This window comes from Candidatus Microthrix subdominans (assembly GCA_016719385.1).
Taxonomy (GTDB): domain Bacteria; phylum Actinomycetota; class Acidimicrobiia; order Acidimicrobiales; family Microtrichaceae; genus Microthrix; species Microthrix subdominans.
The window spans coordinates 11,922-28,669 of record JADJZA010000010.1; the positions used below are offsets into that span (position 1 = coordinate 11,922).

At 68.2% G+C, this 16,748-nt stretch carries 9 protein-coding genes and 1 pseudogene; 7 read left to right on the forward strand and 3 right to left on the reverse strand.

Annotation, left to right across the window (positions count from 1 at the left end; all coding sequences use genetic code 11):
• Nucleotides 1–25: 25 nt before the first annotated feature.
• Nucleotides 26–1,699 (reverse strand): hypothetical protein, encoded by a 1,674-nt coding sequence (locus IPN02_17575; protein ID MBK9298596.1) that lies wholly within the window; start codon nt 1,697–1,699, stop codon nt 26–28.
• 111 nt (nt 1,700–1,810) lie between these two features.
• Here IPN02_17575 and IPN02_17580 point away from each other — a divergent pair, with 111 nt between their 5' ends.
• Genes IPN02_17580 through IPN02_17590 form a run of 3 tightly spaced genes read left to right on the forward strand, consistent with a single transcriptional unit; the run spans nt 1,811 to nt 8,083 of the window.
• Nucleotides 1,811–6,034, forward strand: a complete 4,224-nt coding sequence (locus IPN02_17580; GenBank protein MBK9298597.1) for a glycosyltransferase — start codon at nt 1,811–1,813, stop codon at nt 6,032–6,034.
• Nucleotides 6,031–7,644, forward strand: a complete 1,614-nt coding sequence (locus IPN02_17585; protein MBK9298598.1) for a hypothetical protein — start codon at nt 6,031–6,033, stop codon at nt 7,642–7,644. The genes IPN02_17580 and IPN02_17585 overlap by 4 nt, the downstream gene beginning before the upstream one ends.
• A gap of 1 nt (nt 7,645) precedes the next feature.
• Complete coding sequence (locus IPN02_17590) at nt 7,646–8,083, forward strand: hypothetical protein (protein MBK9298599.1); 438 nt, start codon at nt 7,646–7,648, stop codon at nt 8,081–8,083.
• On the opposite strand, the gene IPN02_17595 is transcribed toward IPN02_17590, so the two are convergent.
• Complete coding sequence (locus IPN02_17595) at nt 8,080–8,979, reverse strand: hypothetical protein (protein MBK9298600.1); 900 nt, start codon at nt 8,977–8,979, stop codon at nt 8,080–8,082. The genes IPN02_17590 and IPN02_17595 overlap by 4 nt on opposite strands.
• A 255-nt stretch (nt 8,980–9,234) precedes the next feature.
• Nucleotides 9,235–11,163 (reverse strand): annotated as a pseudogene (ftsH, locus tag IPN02_17600) (ATP-dependent zinc metalloprotease FtsH).
• Between the two features lie 127 nt (nt 11,164–11,290).
• Between ftsH and IPN02_17605 the strand changes: the two are divergent.
• The 4 genes from IPN02_17605 to IPN02_17620 all read left to right on the forward strand — a co-directional run bounded on the left by IPN02_17605 (nt 11,291) and on the right by IPN02_17620 (nt 16,702).
• Nucleotides 11,291–11,530: a DUF3499 family protein gene (locus IPN02_17605; GenBank protein MBK9298601.1), complete on the forward strand. Its 240-nt coding sequence runs from the start codon at nt 11,291–11,293 to the stop codon at nt 11,528–11,530.
• An 8-nt stretch (nt 11,531–11,538) separates the two neighbouring features.
• On the forward strand, nt 11,539–12,321 hold the full coding sequence (locus tag IPN02_17610; protein MBK9298602.1) for a CPBP family intramembrane metalloprotease: 783 nt from the start codon (nt 11,539–11,541) through the stop codon (nt 12,319–12,321).
• 323 nt (nt 12,322–12,644) lie between these two features.
• A complete protein-coding gene (locus tag IPN02_17615) occupies nt 12,645–15,278 on the forward strand; it encodes a hypothetical protein (protein ID MBK9298603.1) in 2,634 nt (877 codons plus the stop codon).
• 56 nt (nt 15,279–15,334) lie between these two features.
• Complete coding sequence (locus tag IPN02_17620) at nt 15,335–16,702, forward strand: phosphomannomutase/phosphoglucomutase (protein MBK9298604.1); 1,368 nt, start codon at nt 15,335–15,337, stop codon at nt 16,700–16,702.
• Nucleotides 16,703–16,748 lie beyond the last annotated feature (46 nt).

Sequence of the window (16,748 nt, forward strand, 5' to 3'; positions counted from 1 at the left end):
CCCGGGCGGGTGGCCGTCCGTGTGGTCAGGCAGCCGGGCGAAGGTCGTAGACCTCCGCCAGCACGATTCCGCGCTCCTCGACGATCCCGACCGGCGTGTTGCCCACCCTGAATTCGGCCACCTCTCCAGACAGGTCCAGTTGGCGATCGTTGATGTAGATGATCCGGTAATCGGCCGCATTTCCGACTTTGGTGGCCAGACCGCAGGTGATCGCCTGGTCGAAGTAGGGAAATGCCATCGCCACCCTGATGTTGTCGCAGTTGCCGGCCTCGCGTCTGGCGATGATGTCGTCGGCATCCCTGATGCCTTCCCCCCAGCCAACAACCAAGAGTGCCTCGGCCCGGTCTGAACCGCCGAGCAGCGGGTTGAAGTAGATCCCGCCCCACGGGCTGACATGAACGGCATACCCGGTTGCGGCGACGAGAGCCGCCGCTGCAGCGATGGGAAGCGTCCTTGGATACCTATCAACAAATCCGGCCACGAGCGGGCCGAAGCGACCGGAGCGGAGGTGCTCTACCAACCTCGCCGCACCGATTCCGGTGGCGACCGCCAGCAGCGGCAGGACTTCGATGATGTAGCGGTCGATCTTCTTCGGGGTCAGCGTCAGAACGGTGACGGTTGTGACGATGAAGACGACGATGGTGAGGAATTGTCGTCGCCGATGGCGATCGGTGAGGCCGATCGGGACCAGGATCACGGCTGCGAGCATGAACCACGGCGTCATCCGAAACGGAGTGGTGACGAAGTAGAACAGGCCGGGCGGAGCGAAGGTGATCTCGCCCTGAAAAACGCTGAATTGCCCGGCGTCGGCGAGGCTCGCCGACTTGCGCAGCACGCCCAACTGATCACCGGGGGCAACGACGATCGCGGGCCACAGGATGGCGACGGTGGCGGCGCCGGCGAGGATGATGATCGCCAGGGGCTCGAGGACGGATCCCAGCCCGTCCTGCCAACGGCCCCCTGCCCGCCGGGAACTGACAACCCGGCGCCAGGCGACCCAGCAGATCAACAAAACCGCCCCAGGAATGAACGCCACGGCCGAGAGCTTCGTCAGCGCGGTCAGCGCCGCCAGAATGCCGGCAACCACGGCGGTCGCTACGGGGCGCTCGAGGGGAGGTCCGCCGCGTCCCAACAAGCGAGCGAGCAACACCACGGTGCAGGCTGCAAGGAGCCCGAGGAGTTCGTCGGTGTGGAGGACGGCACCGTGCCCCACGAGGAGGGGCTCGGTCGCCATGAAAAATCCGACGGTCATGGACGGAATGGCACCGAGCCACTGCCAGTTGAGCCACACGAGCAGCCCGATCAGCAGGCTGGTAGCGATTGCCAGAGCGATCTGGGCACTCTGCAGACCCGTCCAGGCTTGAGCGAAGGGCTCATCGGAAACGACCCCGATCTTTTGGCCGGCGCCGTAGAAGACCCGAGCGATCGAGCCGACGATCATCGTGGGCACCCCCGGCAAGGTGGCCACCTGATCGCCCGTCGCAGCGGTCATGCCGGCCAGGTTGGCGGTGGAGAGCGCGTCCGAGTACCGGACCGTCCGCCGCATCCACACCAGTTCGTCGTAGGTCAGGTGGTGGCCGGCGGTCAGCATCCTCGGAATGAACGCGCTGACAGCGAAGAAACCGGCGACCGCCTTGGCGTTCAGCACACAGCGCTTCGCTCTGAGGTCGGTGACAGGCGCGGCTTCGACTTCCTGCACGATGGGAACCTAGTGCGCGAGGCTTGGTACGCAGGCTGTGGAGGGGGCGATCACCGGCGGTCCATGGCCCACTCCTGGGTGCATTAGTCTCGCTTTCTGCCGGGCGGTGCGATGACGTCGAGCCGCGCACGTGGAGGTCTGACTATCTCGACCCGGGCCAAGAACCCCCAAGACAACCAGAGCGCACAGGCGCCGCGCGCCACCACCTCGGGCACCGGCGCGCCCGCCGTGGTCGTCGTGCTGGTGACCCACAATCCCCAGGAGACCTTCGAGACGACGCTGGCGTCGCTCGAAGCCCAGGATTACGCAAACCAGGCCGTGCTCGTGTTCGACAACGACAGCGACGAGCCGGTCGATGGCCGGGTGAAGGCCGTCCTGTCGGACGCACACGTCGTGCGCCTGGCCGCGAACCGCGGTTTCGGCGCCGCTGCCAACCGTGCGCCGGCGGTGGTCAAGGGCGCCTCCTTCTACCTGTTCTGCCACGACGACGTGTACCTGGAGCCGAACACGGTGTCGGCGCTGGTGGCCGAGGCCTTCCGGTCGAACGCCGGGGTGGTCGGCCCGAAGTTCGTCGACTGGGACGAGCCCGAGATGCTGCTCGACGTGGGTCGGGCGATCGACAAGTTCGCCTTCCCGGCACCGGTCACCGAGCCGGGGGAACTCGACCAGGCCCAGCACGACGCCGTGCGGGACACCTTTTCGGTCAACGGCGCCACCATGTTGGTGCGCGCCGACCTCTTCGAGGCCGTCGACGGGTTTCCATCGGACTTCAGCGCGTACGAGGAGGACACCGACCTGTGCTGGCGGGTGCACCTGGCCGGCGCCCGGGTGATCGTCACCTCGGACGCCGTCGTGCGCCACCGGGAGGCGACGCTGCGCGAGGTCCCCGCCGCCGAACGCCTGCGCAGCCAGTACGCCCACCGGGCCCGGATGGTGCTGACCAACTACTCCGGCGCCCACCTGGCCCGTGTGCTGCCCCAGGCGGTGTTGTTTTCGCTGGGTGACTTGATCCTCAACCTGTTGGCGTTCCGTTGGGTGCGGGCGGCCGACGTGGCCCTGGCGTGGACCTGGAATGTGGCCCACCTGCCGAGGTCGCTGGCGATCCGTCGCCAGGTCAAGGGGTTCCGCCGATCGCCCGACACCGAGATCCGCAAGCTCCAGGTCGGTGGATCGGCCCGGGTCACCGCATTTGTGCGGGGCACGGTTGGCGAGGGCGCAGCGCGCTTCAACACCGGTGCCCAGCAGTCGCGCACCGTCGTACAGCGACTTCGGGAGGGTCCATCCCAGGTGGCCGCCCTGGCATCGGTGTTGATCGCCCTGGTGCTGATCATCGGCAGCCGCAGCGTGATCCTGGGCGACATCCCCATCATCCGGGAGTTCTCCGGCACCGGCACCTCCTGGTCGTCGATGTTGCGCGAGTACTGGGATGGCTGGCGCACGACCGGGCTGGGTGCGACCGCCCCGACGCCGACCCTCGTCGGGCTGGTCGGATCGCTGTCCACGTTGCTTTTCGGCGGCGAGGGGCTGGCCCGCAACCTGCTGATCGTCGGGTGCCTGCCCGCCGGTGTGACCGGCGCCTGGTGGATGGCGCGGGGCGGCTCGAGCAGCAAGACGCGGGCGCTGATGATGGTGGCCTACGTGATCACCCCGGTGCCCTACAACGCCATCGCCGAGGGCCGCTGGGGGGCGTTGGGCCTGTGGGCGGGCCTGCCGTGGATGGTGGGCCTGCTCGGTCGTTCGGCCGGGGCCATGCCCTTCGCCGGCTCGGAATTCCCCACGCTGAAAGGCCTGCGGGCCACGGTGGCGCTGGGGCTGGTGACCGCTGCGGTCACCACCGTCCTGCCGCTGGCACCGTTGCTGATGGTGATCGTTGCGCTGTTGATGGCGGCGGTCGGCACGCTCGACCGCTCCGACCTGGCCCGGTGGGAGCGGGCGGTGCCCACCGCGATCGGCGCCTCGGCGATCGCCTTTGTGCTGCACCTGCCCTGGGCGATCGGGCTGCTCTTGCCGCTCCCGTCCTGGAGCGAGATCGTCGGGCCGGTCAGCACCGCTGGTGGCCCGGTGGCGCTGCGCGACCTGGTGTGGCTCGACTCCGGCCCCAACAGCTTCGGGCTCGTGCTGGTCGGGCTGCACCTTGCCGGCGCGTTCGCCATCCTCGTCGGTCGGGAGTGGCGGTTTCGACTGGCCACGCAGGGATGGGCGATCGCTCTGGTCGGTTGGGTGCTCGCCTGGATGGGCGAGGCGCGCATCGGGCCGGTGCTGCCTCCACCGGAGGTGACGCTGATGCTGCCGGTGATCGGGTTGTCGTTGGCCATCGGTGCCGGCCTGGCCGCATTTGAACGCGATGTCGCCGGCAGCGACTTCGGCTTCCGGCAGGTGTTTTCGATGGTCGCCGCCACCCTGATGGTCGTGGCGTCGGTCGCCTGGGTGGCACGCTCGGCCAACGGACGCTGGGGCCTGCCCGAGGAGGGCAACCTGGCGGTGGTCGGCACGTTGACCTCCCAGGCACCCGAGGGTGAGTACCGCACGCTGTGGCTCGGAGACGCCGACGTGTTACCGATGGGCTCATGGACGCTGTCCAACGGATCGAGCTTTGCGACGACCTCCGGCCTGTTCCCCCGCATTGGCGACTGGTTCGAAGGACCTTCGTCGAAGGGCACCGACACGCTCAAGGAGGCGCTCGAGGACGCGGTGGCCGGCAAGACCACCCGCCTGGGGCGCCTGCTGGGGGCGATGGGCATCAAGTACGTGGTCGTCGCCCAATCGGGAGCGCCGCTGGCCTACGACAAGGGCAAGGCGGTGGTCAAGCCCCCTGACAGCACGGTCAACGCCCTCGACGAGCAGCTCGACCTGGCCCGCCTGTCGGTGTCGAAGTCCGTGTTCATCTACGACAACTCGGCATTCACTCCCGAGGTGGCCGAGCTGCCGTCGGGTGCGCTCGACAAGGCGGGCAGCGACCTGGCAGCGATCCTGACCACCGATCTGAGCGGGGCCAAGGCGGCGCTTCCCGAGCGGGGACGGTTTGCCGACGGGTCCGGTGAGCTGGCCGATGACGTCGAGCTGTACGTTGCTCGAACCCACGATGCCAACTGGACCCTCACCGTCGGCGATGCCGAGGTCGAGCAGCGCCCTGCCTTCGGCTGGGCGTCCCAGGCGAGCATCTCCTCGGGCGGCGATGCCAGGCTGGTGTACTCGCCGCCGTTGGTGCGCAACCTGGCGGTCATCGTGCAGCTGCTTGCCCTGGTGGCAGCGATCAACATCGTCAGCCGACGCAGGACCGGGGTGATCAAGGTGGGCGGCCTCAAGCGGATGCTGGCCGACCGACGGGAGCTCGTTGCCGAGCGGAAGCTGCGGCGGGAACAGGAGCCAGAGGTGGACGGACCGCTGCTCCCCACCTCGGAGCTTCCGACGTTCACCATGGAGGGGGAGGAGGTGCCCTACGAGCCGCCCGAGAGCGACTGGTCCTTCGATGACGACGAGGAGCCGAGCCTCGACAGCGGTGCCCCAGCGGGCCTCGATGAGGAAGCGCAACCGGGGTTCGACGCCGATGCCAAGCCGGATGCTGCTCGCCCTGCGCCCGTGGCTTCCGATCGTGACGGCCCAACGACGCCGGACGGCCCGGCTCGACCCACCCCTCGGGATGGGGACGACGAGGCTGCGCCCGAGGTTCGGCCCGAGGCTGCGCCGGCTGCCCCGCCCGAGACCGTTACCCGGGAGACGTCCGAGGCTGACCGACGTGCCACGACCGAGGGCGATGAGGACACCGGGCTGGCCGACGAGCCCCAACTGCTCGACGACAAGGCCGAGTGGGACCCCGGCGAGCTGGAGCCCGAGTGGATGGCCGAGCCGCCGGCGGTGCGCCGCCGTCGTCGTCGCCGCAACGTCGTGTTGCCCGGCGAAACCGAGACCGAGGCCGTCGTCGAGCCGTCCGGGGAGGAGCAGCCCGATGTCATCCCGTTCGGCGGCGGGGGCTCCGACGCTGAAGGGCCTGGCGACGAGGATGCAGCCGTCGCCGGTTCTGAGGACCATCCGGCAGGCAGCGGGCGCGGGCGCCGCCAGCGGCCACGGCTGCGGTTGGTGCGCGGCCGTCAAGACGATGAGCCCGATGAGCCCGACGCTGACGAGCCCGATGCGGCCGATGAGCGCGACGCTGACGAGCCCGATGCGGCCCAGCCGGCAGGTGGCCCGGCGGTGTCGGAGACGGGCGATACAGACGAGGAAGCACCGCCGCCGGTCGTGCGACGCCGTCGCTCCCGTCGCAACGGCGAGGAGGGCCGCACACCGGGCGAGGAGCGAGAGCCAACCGGTGACGACCCGAACGAGGAGCGGCCGTGAAGTTTGTCCGAATGGGCGTGATCACCGCGGTGTTGGCGGTGCTGGCCGCACTGTCCGCCGTCAGCTTGGACGGTCGACGGGCGGACTCTGCCGGGGAGCAGGTGGAACAGCGCCTCGGCCTCCTCAACGAGATGGTGACCGCCGACCCCGCCGGGACGCTCGACTCGACCTGGTACTGCGCGGCCACCCGGGTGCTGGAGGCCGGCAGCAGCAAACATGAGGTGCTGATTTCCAACGGCTCCGACGAGCCTGTCAACGTCGAGCTGCGGGCCGTCCCGCTGAACACGAAGGCCAAGGTGCAACCTCCTCAGAAGCTGGAGGTGGCCGCCAACAGCGTGGTCGTCTTCGATGCGTCCACCTTGTCGAAGGAGTCGTCGGCGGCGGTTGTCGTCGAGGTTCGCTCCGGCGAGGTGGTCGTCTCCCACCGGCTGACCAACGGCACGGGCAGCTCACAGGCGCCGTGCACCTCCCGCCCGTCGGGCTCGTGGGACTTCCCGTACGTCAACACCGAGAAGGACGCCACGGCCCGGCTGTTTCTGTTCAACCCCTACCCGGTTGCGGTGAGCGTTGACGTCACGCTGTCGACCACCGAGTACGTGCGGGTTCCCGCAGAGCTCAGCGGTGAGAGCGTTCCCCCCGGTCAGGTGAAGGTGATCAACCTCAACGAGCGTGCCCCCCGCCGGGACCGCCTGTCGGTGAGCGTGCGGTCCAGATCCGGGCTGCTGATCGCCGAGGTGGTGCAGACGTTCTCGAAGGACAACCTGGAGTTCAACCTGTCCTCGGGCGAGGGCGGCGACGGCAAGGTGGACAAGGAGGAGATCGGCGAGCAGCCGGTGAAACGACGAGGCGTGGCGCTCGTGTCGGGTAGCCCGCAAGCGACCACCCATGCCGGGTTCGTCGACGGGTTCACCCAAGGTGGGGTGATCGAGCAGTACGTGGTGTTGAATCCATCGGATCAGAACGCCGACGTCCAGCCGATCTGGATCACGCCGTACGGGCAGCCGCGTGACGGGATCGAGCCGCTGGCCAAGGTGATCCCGCCGGGCCGCGCCGAGACCATCTCGCTCGACCAGGAACAGCGAATCCCCCCAGAGGGGTTCCACCACGGGTTGGTGATCGCCGACCGGGGCGTGGCCAGCGCTCGGGTGCTGGTGAGCGTGGATGAGCGCAAGGACTCCACGGCGTCCGGCGACCAGCTGCGTCCCAAGCCGGCCACCGGCATCAGTATCTCACCGGGCATGCCCCTGGCCGCCGACCGCTGGTGGTCCGGTGGCATCACTCTGTCCGGCGACGATGAGGGCTGGCTGTTGGTCGACAACCCGTCCAGCACCGACTCGGCGTCGATCAAGTTGCTCGTCCACGGGGACGGCAAGGTGGAGGCGGCCGAAGGTCTTGACGACTTCAAGATCGAGGCCGGGGGCCAGCTGGCCATCGACCTCCGCAGCCTCAAGCTGCCTGCGGCAGCGTTGGTCGAGTTGCGGTCGACGGCTCCGGTACAGGTTGAGCAACGGTTGGTCAGCGCCGCTGCCGGCGACTACTCCTCGGGACCCGCCATACCCGATGCGAGCACGGTCGTGTCGCTGGCCGACGTCGTCGGATCGTCGGGTTGAGGTGATCGTTCAGCTGGTGATCGTCGCCGTCATCGTGGCGGTGACGATCGGGGTGGCGATCGCGTCCCGCCGCGTCGGTGGTGATGCCGCCCCGACCCCGAGCGGGTTCACCGTGCCTGGGCGGGTGGCGCGCAACGACTTCGAGCACCCCGAGCGGCCGTGGCTGGTGGCGGTGTTCACCTCGGAGACCTGTGACAGCTGCGCCGGTGTCGTCGAGCGGGCCGCCCCATTGGACTCGCCCGAGGTCGCCGTGGCGGCGGTCCCCGTGCAAGATCAGGCCGAGACCCATGCCAAGTACCGCATCGATGGGGTGCCGACCACGATCATCGCCGATGCGCACGGCACGGTGGTCGACAGCTTCCTCGGACCGGTGCAGACGATCCAGTTGTGGGACGCGGTCGCGGCGGCCCGGGCAGCGATCGAAGGCCCGGAGGGCTAGCCGTTTGCGATCGTGACCTGGTCGTCCGTGGCGGGGCTGTCCCCGTTGGGCGCTGTTCCCTGGTCGGACGCGCCGTCGACGACGACGCCGCCGGTGTCGGTGGCGGGGCCATCCGTCCCCGTGCCGTCACCGCTGTCACCGCCGCCGTCCGTGTCACCAGATGTCGTGGTCTCATCCTCGGGGATCGATGACGTCGTCGATGACGTGGAGGTCGACGTGGAGGTCGACGAGGAACTGGTGGTGGTTGAACTGCTGGTCGAGGAACTGCTGGTCGAGGATGAGGACGTCGTCGGATCGCCGGTGGTGGTGGTGACCCACTCGGGCCGCTTGGCGCCGATCTCGGGTGCTGGGAGCAGCGGGTTGCCACACCGGCAGCGGGTCACCGGTCGTGGGCCGCCCGACTTGCCCGAGTCGTCCTTGTCGACGAGCACCGCTGTTCCGGCCTCGAGGTTTGACGCGACCGGGAACGGCTTGCCCTGATCGTTCAACCCGTGGTTGGTGAACTTCGTGTCCTCGCCCAGCACCTGCGGCTCCAGGGTGTCGATGTAACCATCGACATCGTCCTGACTCATGCCCAACACCTCGGCATAGGCGGCCTTGGCCTCCGGGCGCTGATCGAGTTCGTCCTTCAGCATTTCCTTGTCGCAGCCGCCGCCTTGCCGGGCGCCGGCAAAGCCCTGGAAGACCGGACCGGTGTCCGGTGCGACGTCGACGGGAGCGGTGAAGGCGCCCTGGCCGGGCGCCGTCACGGATTCGAACACGAAGTCGCTCTCCTGCACCACGTCGTCACCGGCCGCTTCGTCGGTGTCGTTTCCGCAGCCGGCGGCCACCAGCGAGAATGCCACCAACCCGCCGATCAGTGCGCCGACAAGCGGTGAGCGGGTTCGTACACGCATGGTCATAGCCTCTCTCAGTGTTCTTGACCGGACGAGGCGACCCTAGCGCCGTGTTGTCCGGAATGCCGCGGAACGCCGTGAAGCGCGAAGAACGCCATCACAGCCCCCGTGGTGTACGCCGACAGGTTGGCCTTGCCGGCGAAGCCCTCAGTGCACCTCGGCGGTGTCGTGGGACGGGGTGTCGGATCGGTCATCGCCCGAGCCAACGACCGAGTCGCTTGCGGGCTCGCTGGCGGTGAAGCTGCCGAGGTAATCGGCTGGCGGGGCCGAACCAGGGTCGGGCGGGTGGCCCGGTTCGCCGGTGCGTCCAACCTTCACCAGGCGCAGCACCTCGGCACCGTCGATCGTTTCGTGCTCGAGCAGCTGGCGGGCCACCAGATCCAGGCCGTTGCGCTCGGTGCGCAGCAGCTCGCGGCATCGGCTCTGGGCTCGACGCAGGATCTTCTCGGTCTCCTCGTCGATGACCCGGGCCATCTCGTCGGAGTACTCCTTGGTGCTCATCAGGTCGTCGCCGAGGAACACGGCGCCCTGGGATCCCCATGCCATCGGCCCAACCCGCTCGGACATGCCCCATTCCTTCACCATCGAATGGGCGAGCTGGGTGGCCTTGACCAGGTCGTCGGCGGCGCCGGTCGACACCATCTCGAACGTGATCTCCTCGGCGGTGCGACCGCCGAGCATCATCACCAGGCGGTCCTCGATGAAGTTCTGGCGGTGGATGTGGCGCTCCTCGTCGGGCAGCGTCATCGTGACGCCCAACGCCATGCCGGCCGGGATGATCGTCACCTTGTGCAGCGGATCCATTTCGGGGAGCACCGCAGCGCACACCGCGTGGCCGGCCTCGTGGTAGGCGATCGCTTCCTTTTCGGTGTCGCTGAGCACCATCGACTCGCGCCGCTGGCCCATCATCACCCGGTCACGGGCGTCCTCGAAGTGGTGGGCATGGATCTCGGAGGCGCCTTCGCGCACGGCGAAGAGGGCGGCCTCGTTGACCAGGTTGGCCAGATCGGCGCCGGACATGCCAGGAGTGCCGCGGGCGACCAGGTTGAGGTCGACGTCCGGCGACATCTTCTTGGCCTTGACGTGCACCTCGAGGATGCGGCGTCGATCCTCGAGCTCGGGCAACGGCACGACGACCTGGCGGTCGAAGCGGCCGGGACGCAGCAGGGCGGGATCGAGGATGTCGGGGCGGTTGGTCGCCGCCATCATGACGATGCCCTCGGTGGCCTCGAAGCCGTCCATCTCGCTGAGCATTTGGTTGAGCGTTTGCTCCCGCTCGTCGTGCCCGCCGCCCATGCCGGCCCCACGCTTGCGGCCGATCGAGTCGATTTCGTCGACGAAGATGATCGCCCGTCCGGCCTTGCGGGCCGATTCGAACAGATCGCGCACCCGGCTGGCGCCGACGCCGACGAACATCTCCATGAAGTCCGAACCGGTGACCGACATGAACGGCACCCCGGCCTCGCCGGCGACCGCCCGGGCAATCAGGGTTTTACCGGTGCCCGGCGGGCCGACCAGCAGCACGCCCTTGGGCACGCGGGCACCGATCGCTGCGAAGCGGTCCGGCTCCTTGAGGAAGTCGACGACCTCCCGGATCTCCATCTTGACGCCGTCGTATCCGGCGACATCGGCGAAGGTCGTGCCCGGACGCTCGGACGAGTAGGTCTTGGCCTTGGAGCGACCGATCGACATGACGCCCGACATCTGGCCCGACGCACGGCGCTGCATCCAGGCGAAGAAACCGAGGATCAGGGCGAAGGGCAAGATGATCGAGAGCAGCGACAACAGGCCGCTCTGCTGGGGAGTCTCGAAGGTGTACTCAACGTTGTTGTCCCTCAGGAGGACCTCGAGGTCCTGCGGGTTCTCGGCCGGGCCGGTCGACGTGAAGGTCTTGTCACCGTCGCCCTTGAAGGTGCCCTCGATCTTGCCGGTGGTGTTGTCCCAGGTGATGGACTTCACTTTGTCCTGCTTGACCTGGGCGACCAGCTGGTCGTACCGCAGCTCATCGGAGGGTGCCTCGGCGCTCGAGAAGTACAACACCGAGCCGATGACGATCGCGAGCAGGACGAACATCGACCAGCTCGGAAGCTTGCCGCCGAGGAAGCCACTCGGGGACGAGCCACCGGAGCCCTGACGTTGGGGGCCCTGGCCTGAGGGCTGCGGAGGTCGGGTCTGCTCTGGCATCGCAGGCAGTCTACGGGGTGCCACCACCATCGGCGACGCACGCCCCGGCACACTGTGGGGGATCCCAGGTAATCGTGGTCACGAGAGGGTCCATGAGCTGCTCGTCCCCGGCCGGTACGGTGTGAACATGAGTCGCACCGGGAGCAGAATATGTGCCCGCCCCTACTGCTCAAAGGTGGCAGCGGCCACCCTGTCGTATGCCTATGAGTCCGGGTCGGTGTGGTTGGACGACCTCACGGTGGATTCCCATCCGATGGTGCACGACCTGTGCGAGCTGCACGCCGACGCCGTGACCGTGCCCAAGGGATGGCGCGTGGTCGACCGCCGCAGAAGCGATGCCGTGGTTTCCCAGCTCGCCGTCGGTTAGCTCAACCGATGAACCAACGTTCGCGCCGGGAGGCCGCCAAGCCCACCCCCGACCCCGTGCTGACGCGTCTGGTCTGGCTCGCAGCCCTGTGGCTGGGGTCGCGGCTGATCGCTGGAGTGATCGCAGCGCCCTTCCTCGGCGAGGGCGCACAGCTCGACCCGGCACGCCTGGTGATCACCCAGGTGCCGTTCTGGGCGGCGACGGTCGGGGGGTTGTACTGGATCTCCCGACGGGAGGGAGAGCGGTTCGGGCCCTTCGTGCGCTGGGGTTTCAAGCCCCCCGACGCCCTGGTCGGTCTGGTCGCCGGCTTTGGCCTGCACTGGGGCGTGAACCTGCTGTACCGGGCGCTCGACAGCGTCGGTGTCTCGGGAGACCCGTCCGAGTCGGCCCGCAAGCTGGTCGAGGCGTCGCCCGGCGTACTCGGCAAGGTGACGCTGGTCGTGATGGTGTCGGTGGGCGCGCCGTTGGTCGAGGAGCTTTACTACCGCGGCGTCGCCCAGCGCACTGCGGTCGAACTGGCGGGCGGCACGGCCGCACCGTGTGTCAACCGGCGCAGCGCGTTGGGTGCGGCGATCGGCATCGGGGCGGTGGCGGTGTTTTTCGCCCTCAGCCACATCAACTCCGGTGCCGACCTGATCCAGGTGCCCGGTCTGGTGCTGGTCGGGGTGGTGCTCGGCACCCTCACCTGGCGATTTGATCGGCTGGGCGCATCCATCGTTACCCACGGGGTGTTCAACCTGTGCAGCCTGCTGGTGCTGTGGGGCGTCTCAACTCCGCTGTTGGCCGGATAGTTCGCCCGCCCGTCGATGAGGAGTTGGTGTGCCGTCATGGCACCATGGGGCGATGACCGACCTGGCTGATTCCCCCGCGCCCGGGCACCTCACCGACCACGCCGGTCTGTCCGAACCGACACCCCTGGCCGATGGGCGCTCGGGTGGCGCCGGCCCGAGCGCCGGTCGTTCCGCCAAGCCGTCGATCGGTCGCCGCTGGCCCGGGGGCTTTTCGCCGGCGCAGGCGGCCAACTACGCGGTGCTGACGGCGGCGACCGTCTTCATCTTCGTGTCCCTCAACCGGGCCGGCGGGCTGTGGTCGCGCCACCCCGACCGGTGGGGACATGGGCGCCCACGTGTGGGGCCCCGCCTACTTGAAGGACACCCTGTTGGCGTCGTTCCGGCTGTCGGGCTGGAGCCAGGACTGGTACGCCGGGTTCCCCGTCTACACCTTCTACATGGTCGTGCCGGCGCTGGCGATCGTCGCACTCGACGTTGGCCTTCCCCCGTTGGTGGGCATCCCGCTGCTGGCCCTCAGCGTCGGCGCCCTCGTCTACGGCTGGTCGCTTTTTACCCATCGGCTGGCACGGGCGGCGATGGTCGTCGCAGCGGTGGTGATCATCCCGCTGTGCATCGACCTCGACCCCAACGTCGCGTTCAAGCTGGTGACGGTGTCGGGGCTGCTGGCGATGCCCTGGGCTGCGTACTTTCTGGGCACCTCGCTGCGGCTGCGCTTTCCCGGCCCGATGATGATGGTGATGGCCGCGCTGGTCTTCGTCTGGGACTCGCATTTCACGATCTACGGCGGCAACGCGGCGTCGACGATGGCGGGGGAATTTTCGTTCTCGATCGCGCTCGCCTTGGCGCTGGTCTTCCTCGGCGTCGTCGCCCGCGGCCTGGAGACCGGCCGCCATGCGTCGTTGGCGGTCGTTCTGTTCGGCCTGGTCGCCACCTGTCACGTCATTCCGACGTCCTACGCCATCGCCGGCGCCCTCGCACTGTGGGTGCTGCGCTTCGGGTGGCGTCAGCTCGCCTGGGTGGCCACCGTCGGGGTGTCCGGCACGTTGCTGGCGTCGTTCTGGATCGTGCCGTTCTTCCTGCGGCGCGCCTACCTCAACGATATGGGCTGGGAGAGGCTCGGCCCGCCTGTCGATGACAAGCCGGCCACTTTCTGGCAGTACCTGCTTCCCAACACGATGCCCTACCACCAGATCATCATTGGTCTGGCGGTCATAGGCGCGGTGCTCAGCATCGTCAAAGCCAACCGGGCCGGCCTCACCTTCCTCGTCTGGACCGTCCTCGGCGCCTGCATGTTCCTGGTTTTGCCGCAGGGACGGTTCTGGAACGCCCGGGTCCTGCCGTTCTACATCCTGTCGCTCGACCTGCTCGCGGCCGTGGGCGTCACCTTGCTGATCGGCGCCCTGGCGTCCTTCGTTGCGTCGCAACCGCACTGGCGGACTGCCGCAACCGGGGTGCTCGCCGGAGCATCGGTGATCACGGTGTTCCTGGCGGTCGCGCTCCCGTTGGGGCTGCCACCCACCGCCAAGTCCACCGTCGTGAACGCCTCGACCGTCGTCGTCAGCCAGACCTCGGTGACCCAGCTCGACGGCCGTCAGTTCGGCCCCTTCCTGTCCACCCAATCCAACGTGGCCAGCAGCTGGGCAACCTGGAACTTCGCTGGCCTCGAGGCCAAGGACCGGTACCCGGAGTTCTCCAACCTGATAACGACGATGCGCCGCATCGGCGAGGAGCGGGGTTGCGGTCGGGCGATGTGGGAGTACTACGAGGAGCTCGGTGATTACGGCACGCCCATGGCTCCGATGATGTTGCCCTACTTCACCGACGGCTGTATCGGCTCGATGGAGGGCCTGTACTTCGAGGCGTCGATGACCACGCCGTTCCACTTCCTCAACCAGGCGCTCCTCTCCGCCAATCCGTCCCGCGCGATGCGCAACATGCCCTATCAGGGCCTCAACGTCGAGGAGGGCGTCAAGCGCCTCCAGCTGTACGGCGTGAAGTACTACCTCAGCCGCAGCAAGGCGGCCACCGACCAGGCCCGGGCGCTCACCGAGGGGCCCGACGCGATGCTCACCGAGGTGGCGGAGGTTCCCTCGCAGGGGCTCGCCGACGACACCGAGGTTGAACAACAGCCGTGGGTCATCTTCGAGGTGGCCAACTCCGAGCTGGTGAGCGGCCTCGACCACCAGCCGGTCGTGATGGACGACGTCGCCTCCAACCACGACGCCTGGCTGGACCCGACCGTCGCTTGGTACAACGATTCCGGCGCCTGGTCCACGTTCCTTGCCGCCGACGGGCCGAAGGAGTGGACACGGGTGTCCTGCGGGAAGCGGCCTGGTGAGGTGAGCGTGGACGAGCCCTACGGGCGAGTCTGCGACGGGGTCGAGCCGAGCGAACCGGTGACCCCGGCCGAGGTGAGCGACATCGTCGTCGAGCAGCAGTCGATGTCGTTCACCGTCGACGAGGTGGGCAAGCCGGTCCTGGTCAAGATGAGCTACTTTCCCAACTGGCGGGCCGAGGGGGCCGAGGGCCCCTATCGCGTCGCACCCAACCTGATGGTCGTCGTGCCCACCGAGAACGACGTCACCTTGACCTACGGGCGCAGTTGGGTGGAGGTGCTGGGCGCGGCGCTGTCGCTGCTCGGCCTGGTGATCGTCGTCTCGCTGCTCGCGCTGAAGCTTCCCCGCTTTCGGCGGGCCTGGCAGTTCGCCTATGACGCCGAGACGAGCGATCCCGGGGCGCCGACCGCCAGGCGGTACTACGCACGCGCCTGGCCGTGGACGAGGAAGGGGTCATCGAGCCGCCGCAAAATGCCGGGGCCCGACGCGACACCGGAGTCCGCCGGGCCCTCGGGCCGCCGTGACCCCGACGCCACGTTGGAGCCATCGCCCGATTGGATTGTCGAGGCGCAGGCACCGGCAGACGTCGCCGACGACCCCGGGCAGGGGGACGACCGCTGATCGCGACGGCCCGCCACGTGGGTCGTCACCCCGGCTCAGCACTAGTGTTGCCGCCCGTGGCAGACTTGGACGGCATCTTTAAGGCCTACGACGTGCGAGGCCTGGTTCCCGACCAGCTCGATGAGCCGCTGGTCGAGCGGATCGGCGCTTCGTACGCCCGGTTTCTCATCGGCGGGACCGAGGGCGAGGTGGCCCCGTCTCGGGTCCTCGTCGGGCGCGACATGCGCCCGAGCGGACCCGGCTTCGTCGCAGCGTTCGCTCGCGGGGTGACCAGCCAAGGCCTCGATGTCGTCGACCTCGGCCTGTGTTCCACCGACGAGGTGTACTTCGCCAGCGGGTCGATGGACGCACCGGCGGCCATGTTCACGGCGTCGCACAATCCTGCGGGATACAACGGCATCAAGTTCTGTCGCTCCGGGGCGCGTCCCCTGGGGCTCGACAGCGGCCTCGATCGGGTTCGCGACGACGCTCGCGCCGACCTCGAGCCCATGGGCGAGCCCGGTTTGGTGACGACCGCCGACGTGCTCGAGCAGTTTGTTGACCACGTGCGCAGCTTCGTCGACGTCGACCGCCTCAGCCCCCTCTCGGTGGTCGCCGACGTTGCCAACGGCATGGGTGGCCTGGTCGTGCCCGCAGCGTTCGAGGGCCTCAACCCGAAGCTGGAGGTGATGTACGGCGAGCTCGACGGCAGCTTCCCCAACCACCCCGCCGACCCGCTGCAGCCCGAGAATCAGGCCGACCTCCGGGCCCGGGTGCTCGAGGTGGGTGCTGATGTGGGCCTGGCCTTCGACGGCGATGCCGACCGCGTGTTTCTGGTCGACGAGCAGGGCCAGGGTCTGTCGGGTTCGACAACGACGGCGATCATCGCCGCCGCCATGCTGCGCGAACACCCCGGTGCGACGATCATTCACAATCTGATCGTCTCGAAGGCGGTGCCGGAGGTGATCGCCGAGGGGGGCGGCGTCGCCGTTCGCACCCGGGTTGGACACAGCTACATCAAGGCGGTCATGGCCGAGCACGACGCCCTCTTCGGCGGCGAGCATTCGGCCCACTATTACTTTGCCGACAACTACCGGGCCGACTCCGGCCTGATTGCCGCCATGGTCGTTCTCGCCGAAATGTCCCGCAGCGGTCAACCCCTCTCGGAGCTGCGCCAACCCTTCGAGCGCTACGCCGCATCCGGCGAAATCAACTCGGTGGTCGCCGACCCGATCGGAACGATGGCCCGGGTCGAGGAGGCCTACATGGGTGCCGACCGCGATCATCTCGACGGCCTCACCGTCGATTTGGGTGATTGGTGGTTCAACCTTCGGTCCTCCAACACCGAACCGCTGTTGCGGCTCAACCTGGAGGCGGCCGACGACGAGGCGGTAGCCGAGCATTCCGCCGAGGTTTTGACGCTGATTCGAGGCAAGGAATCGTGATCTACCGTTCCATCACACTGAGACGACCCTGAAAGGAGCCAACCAC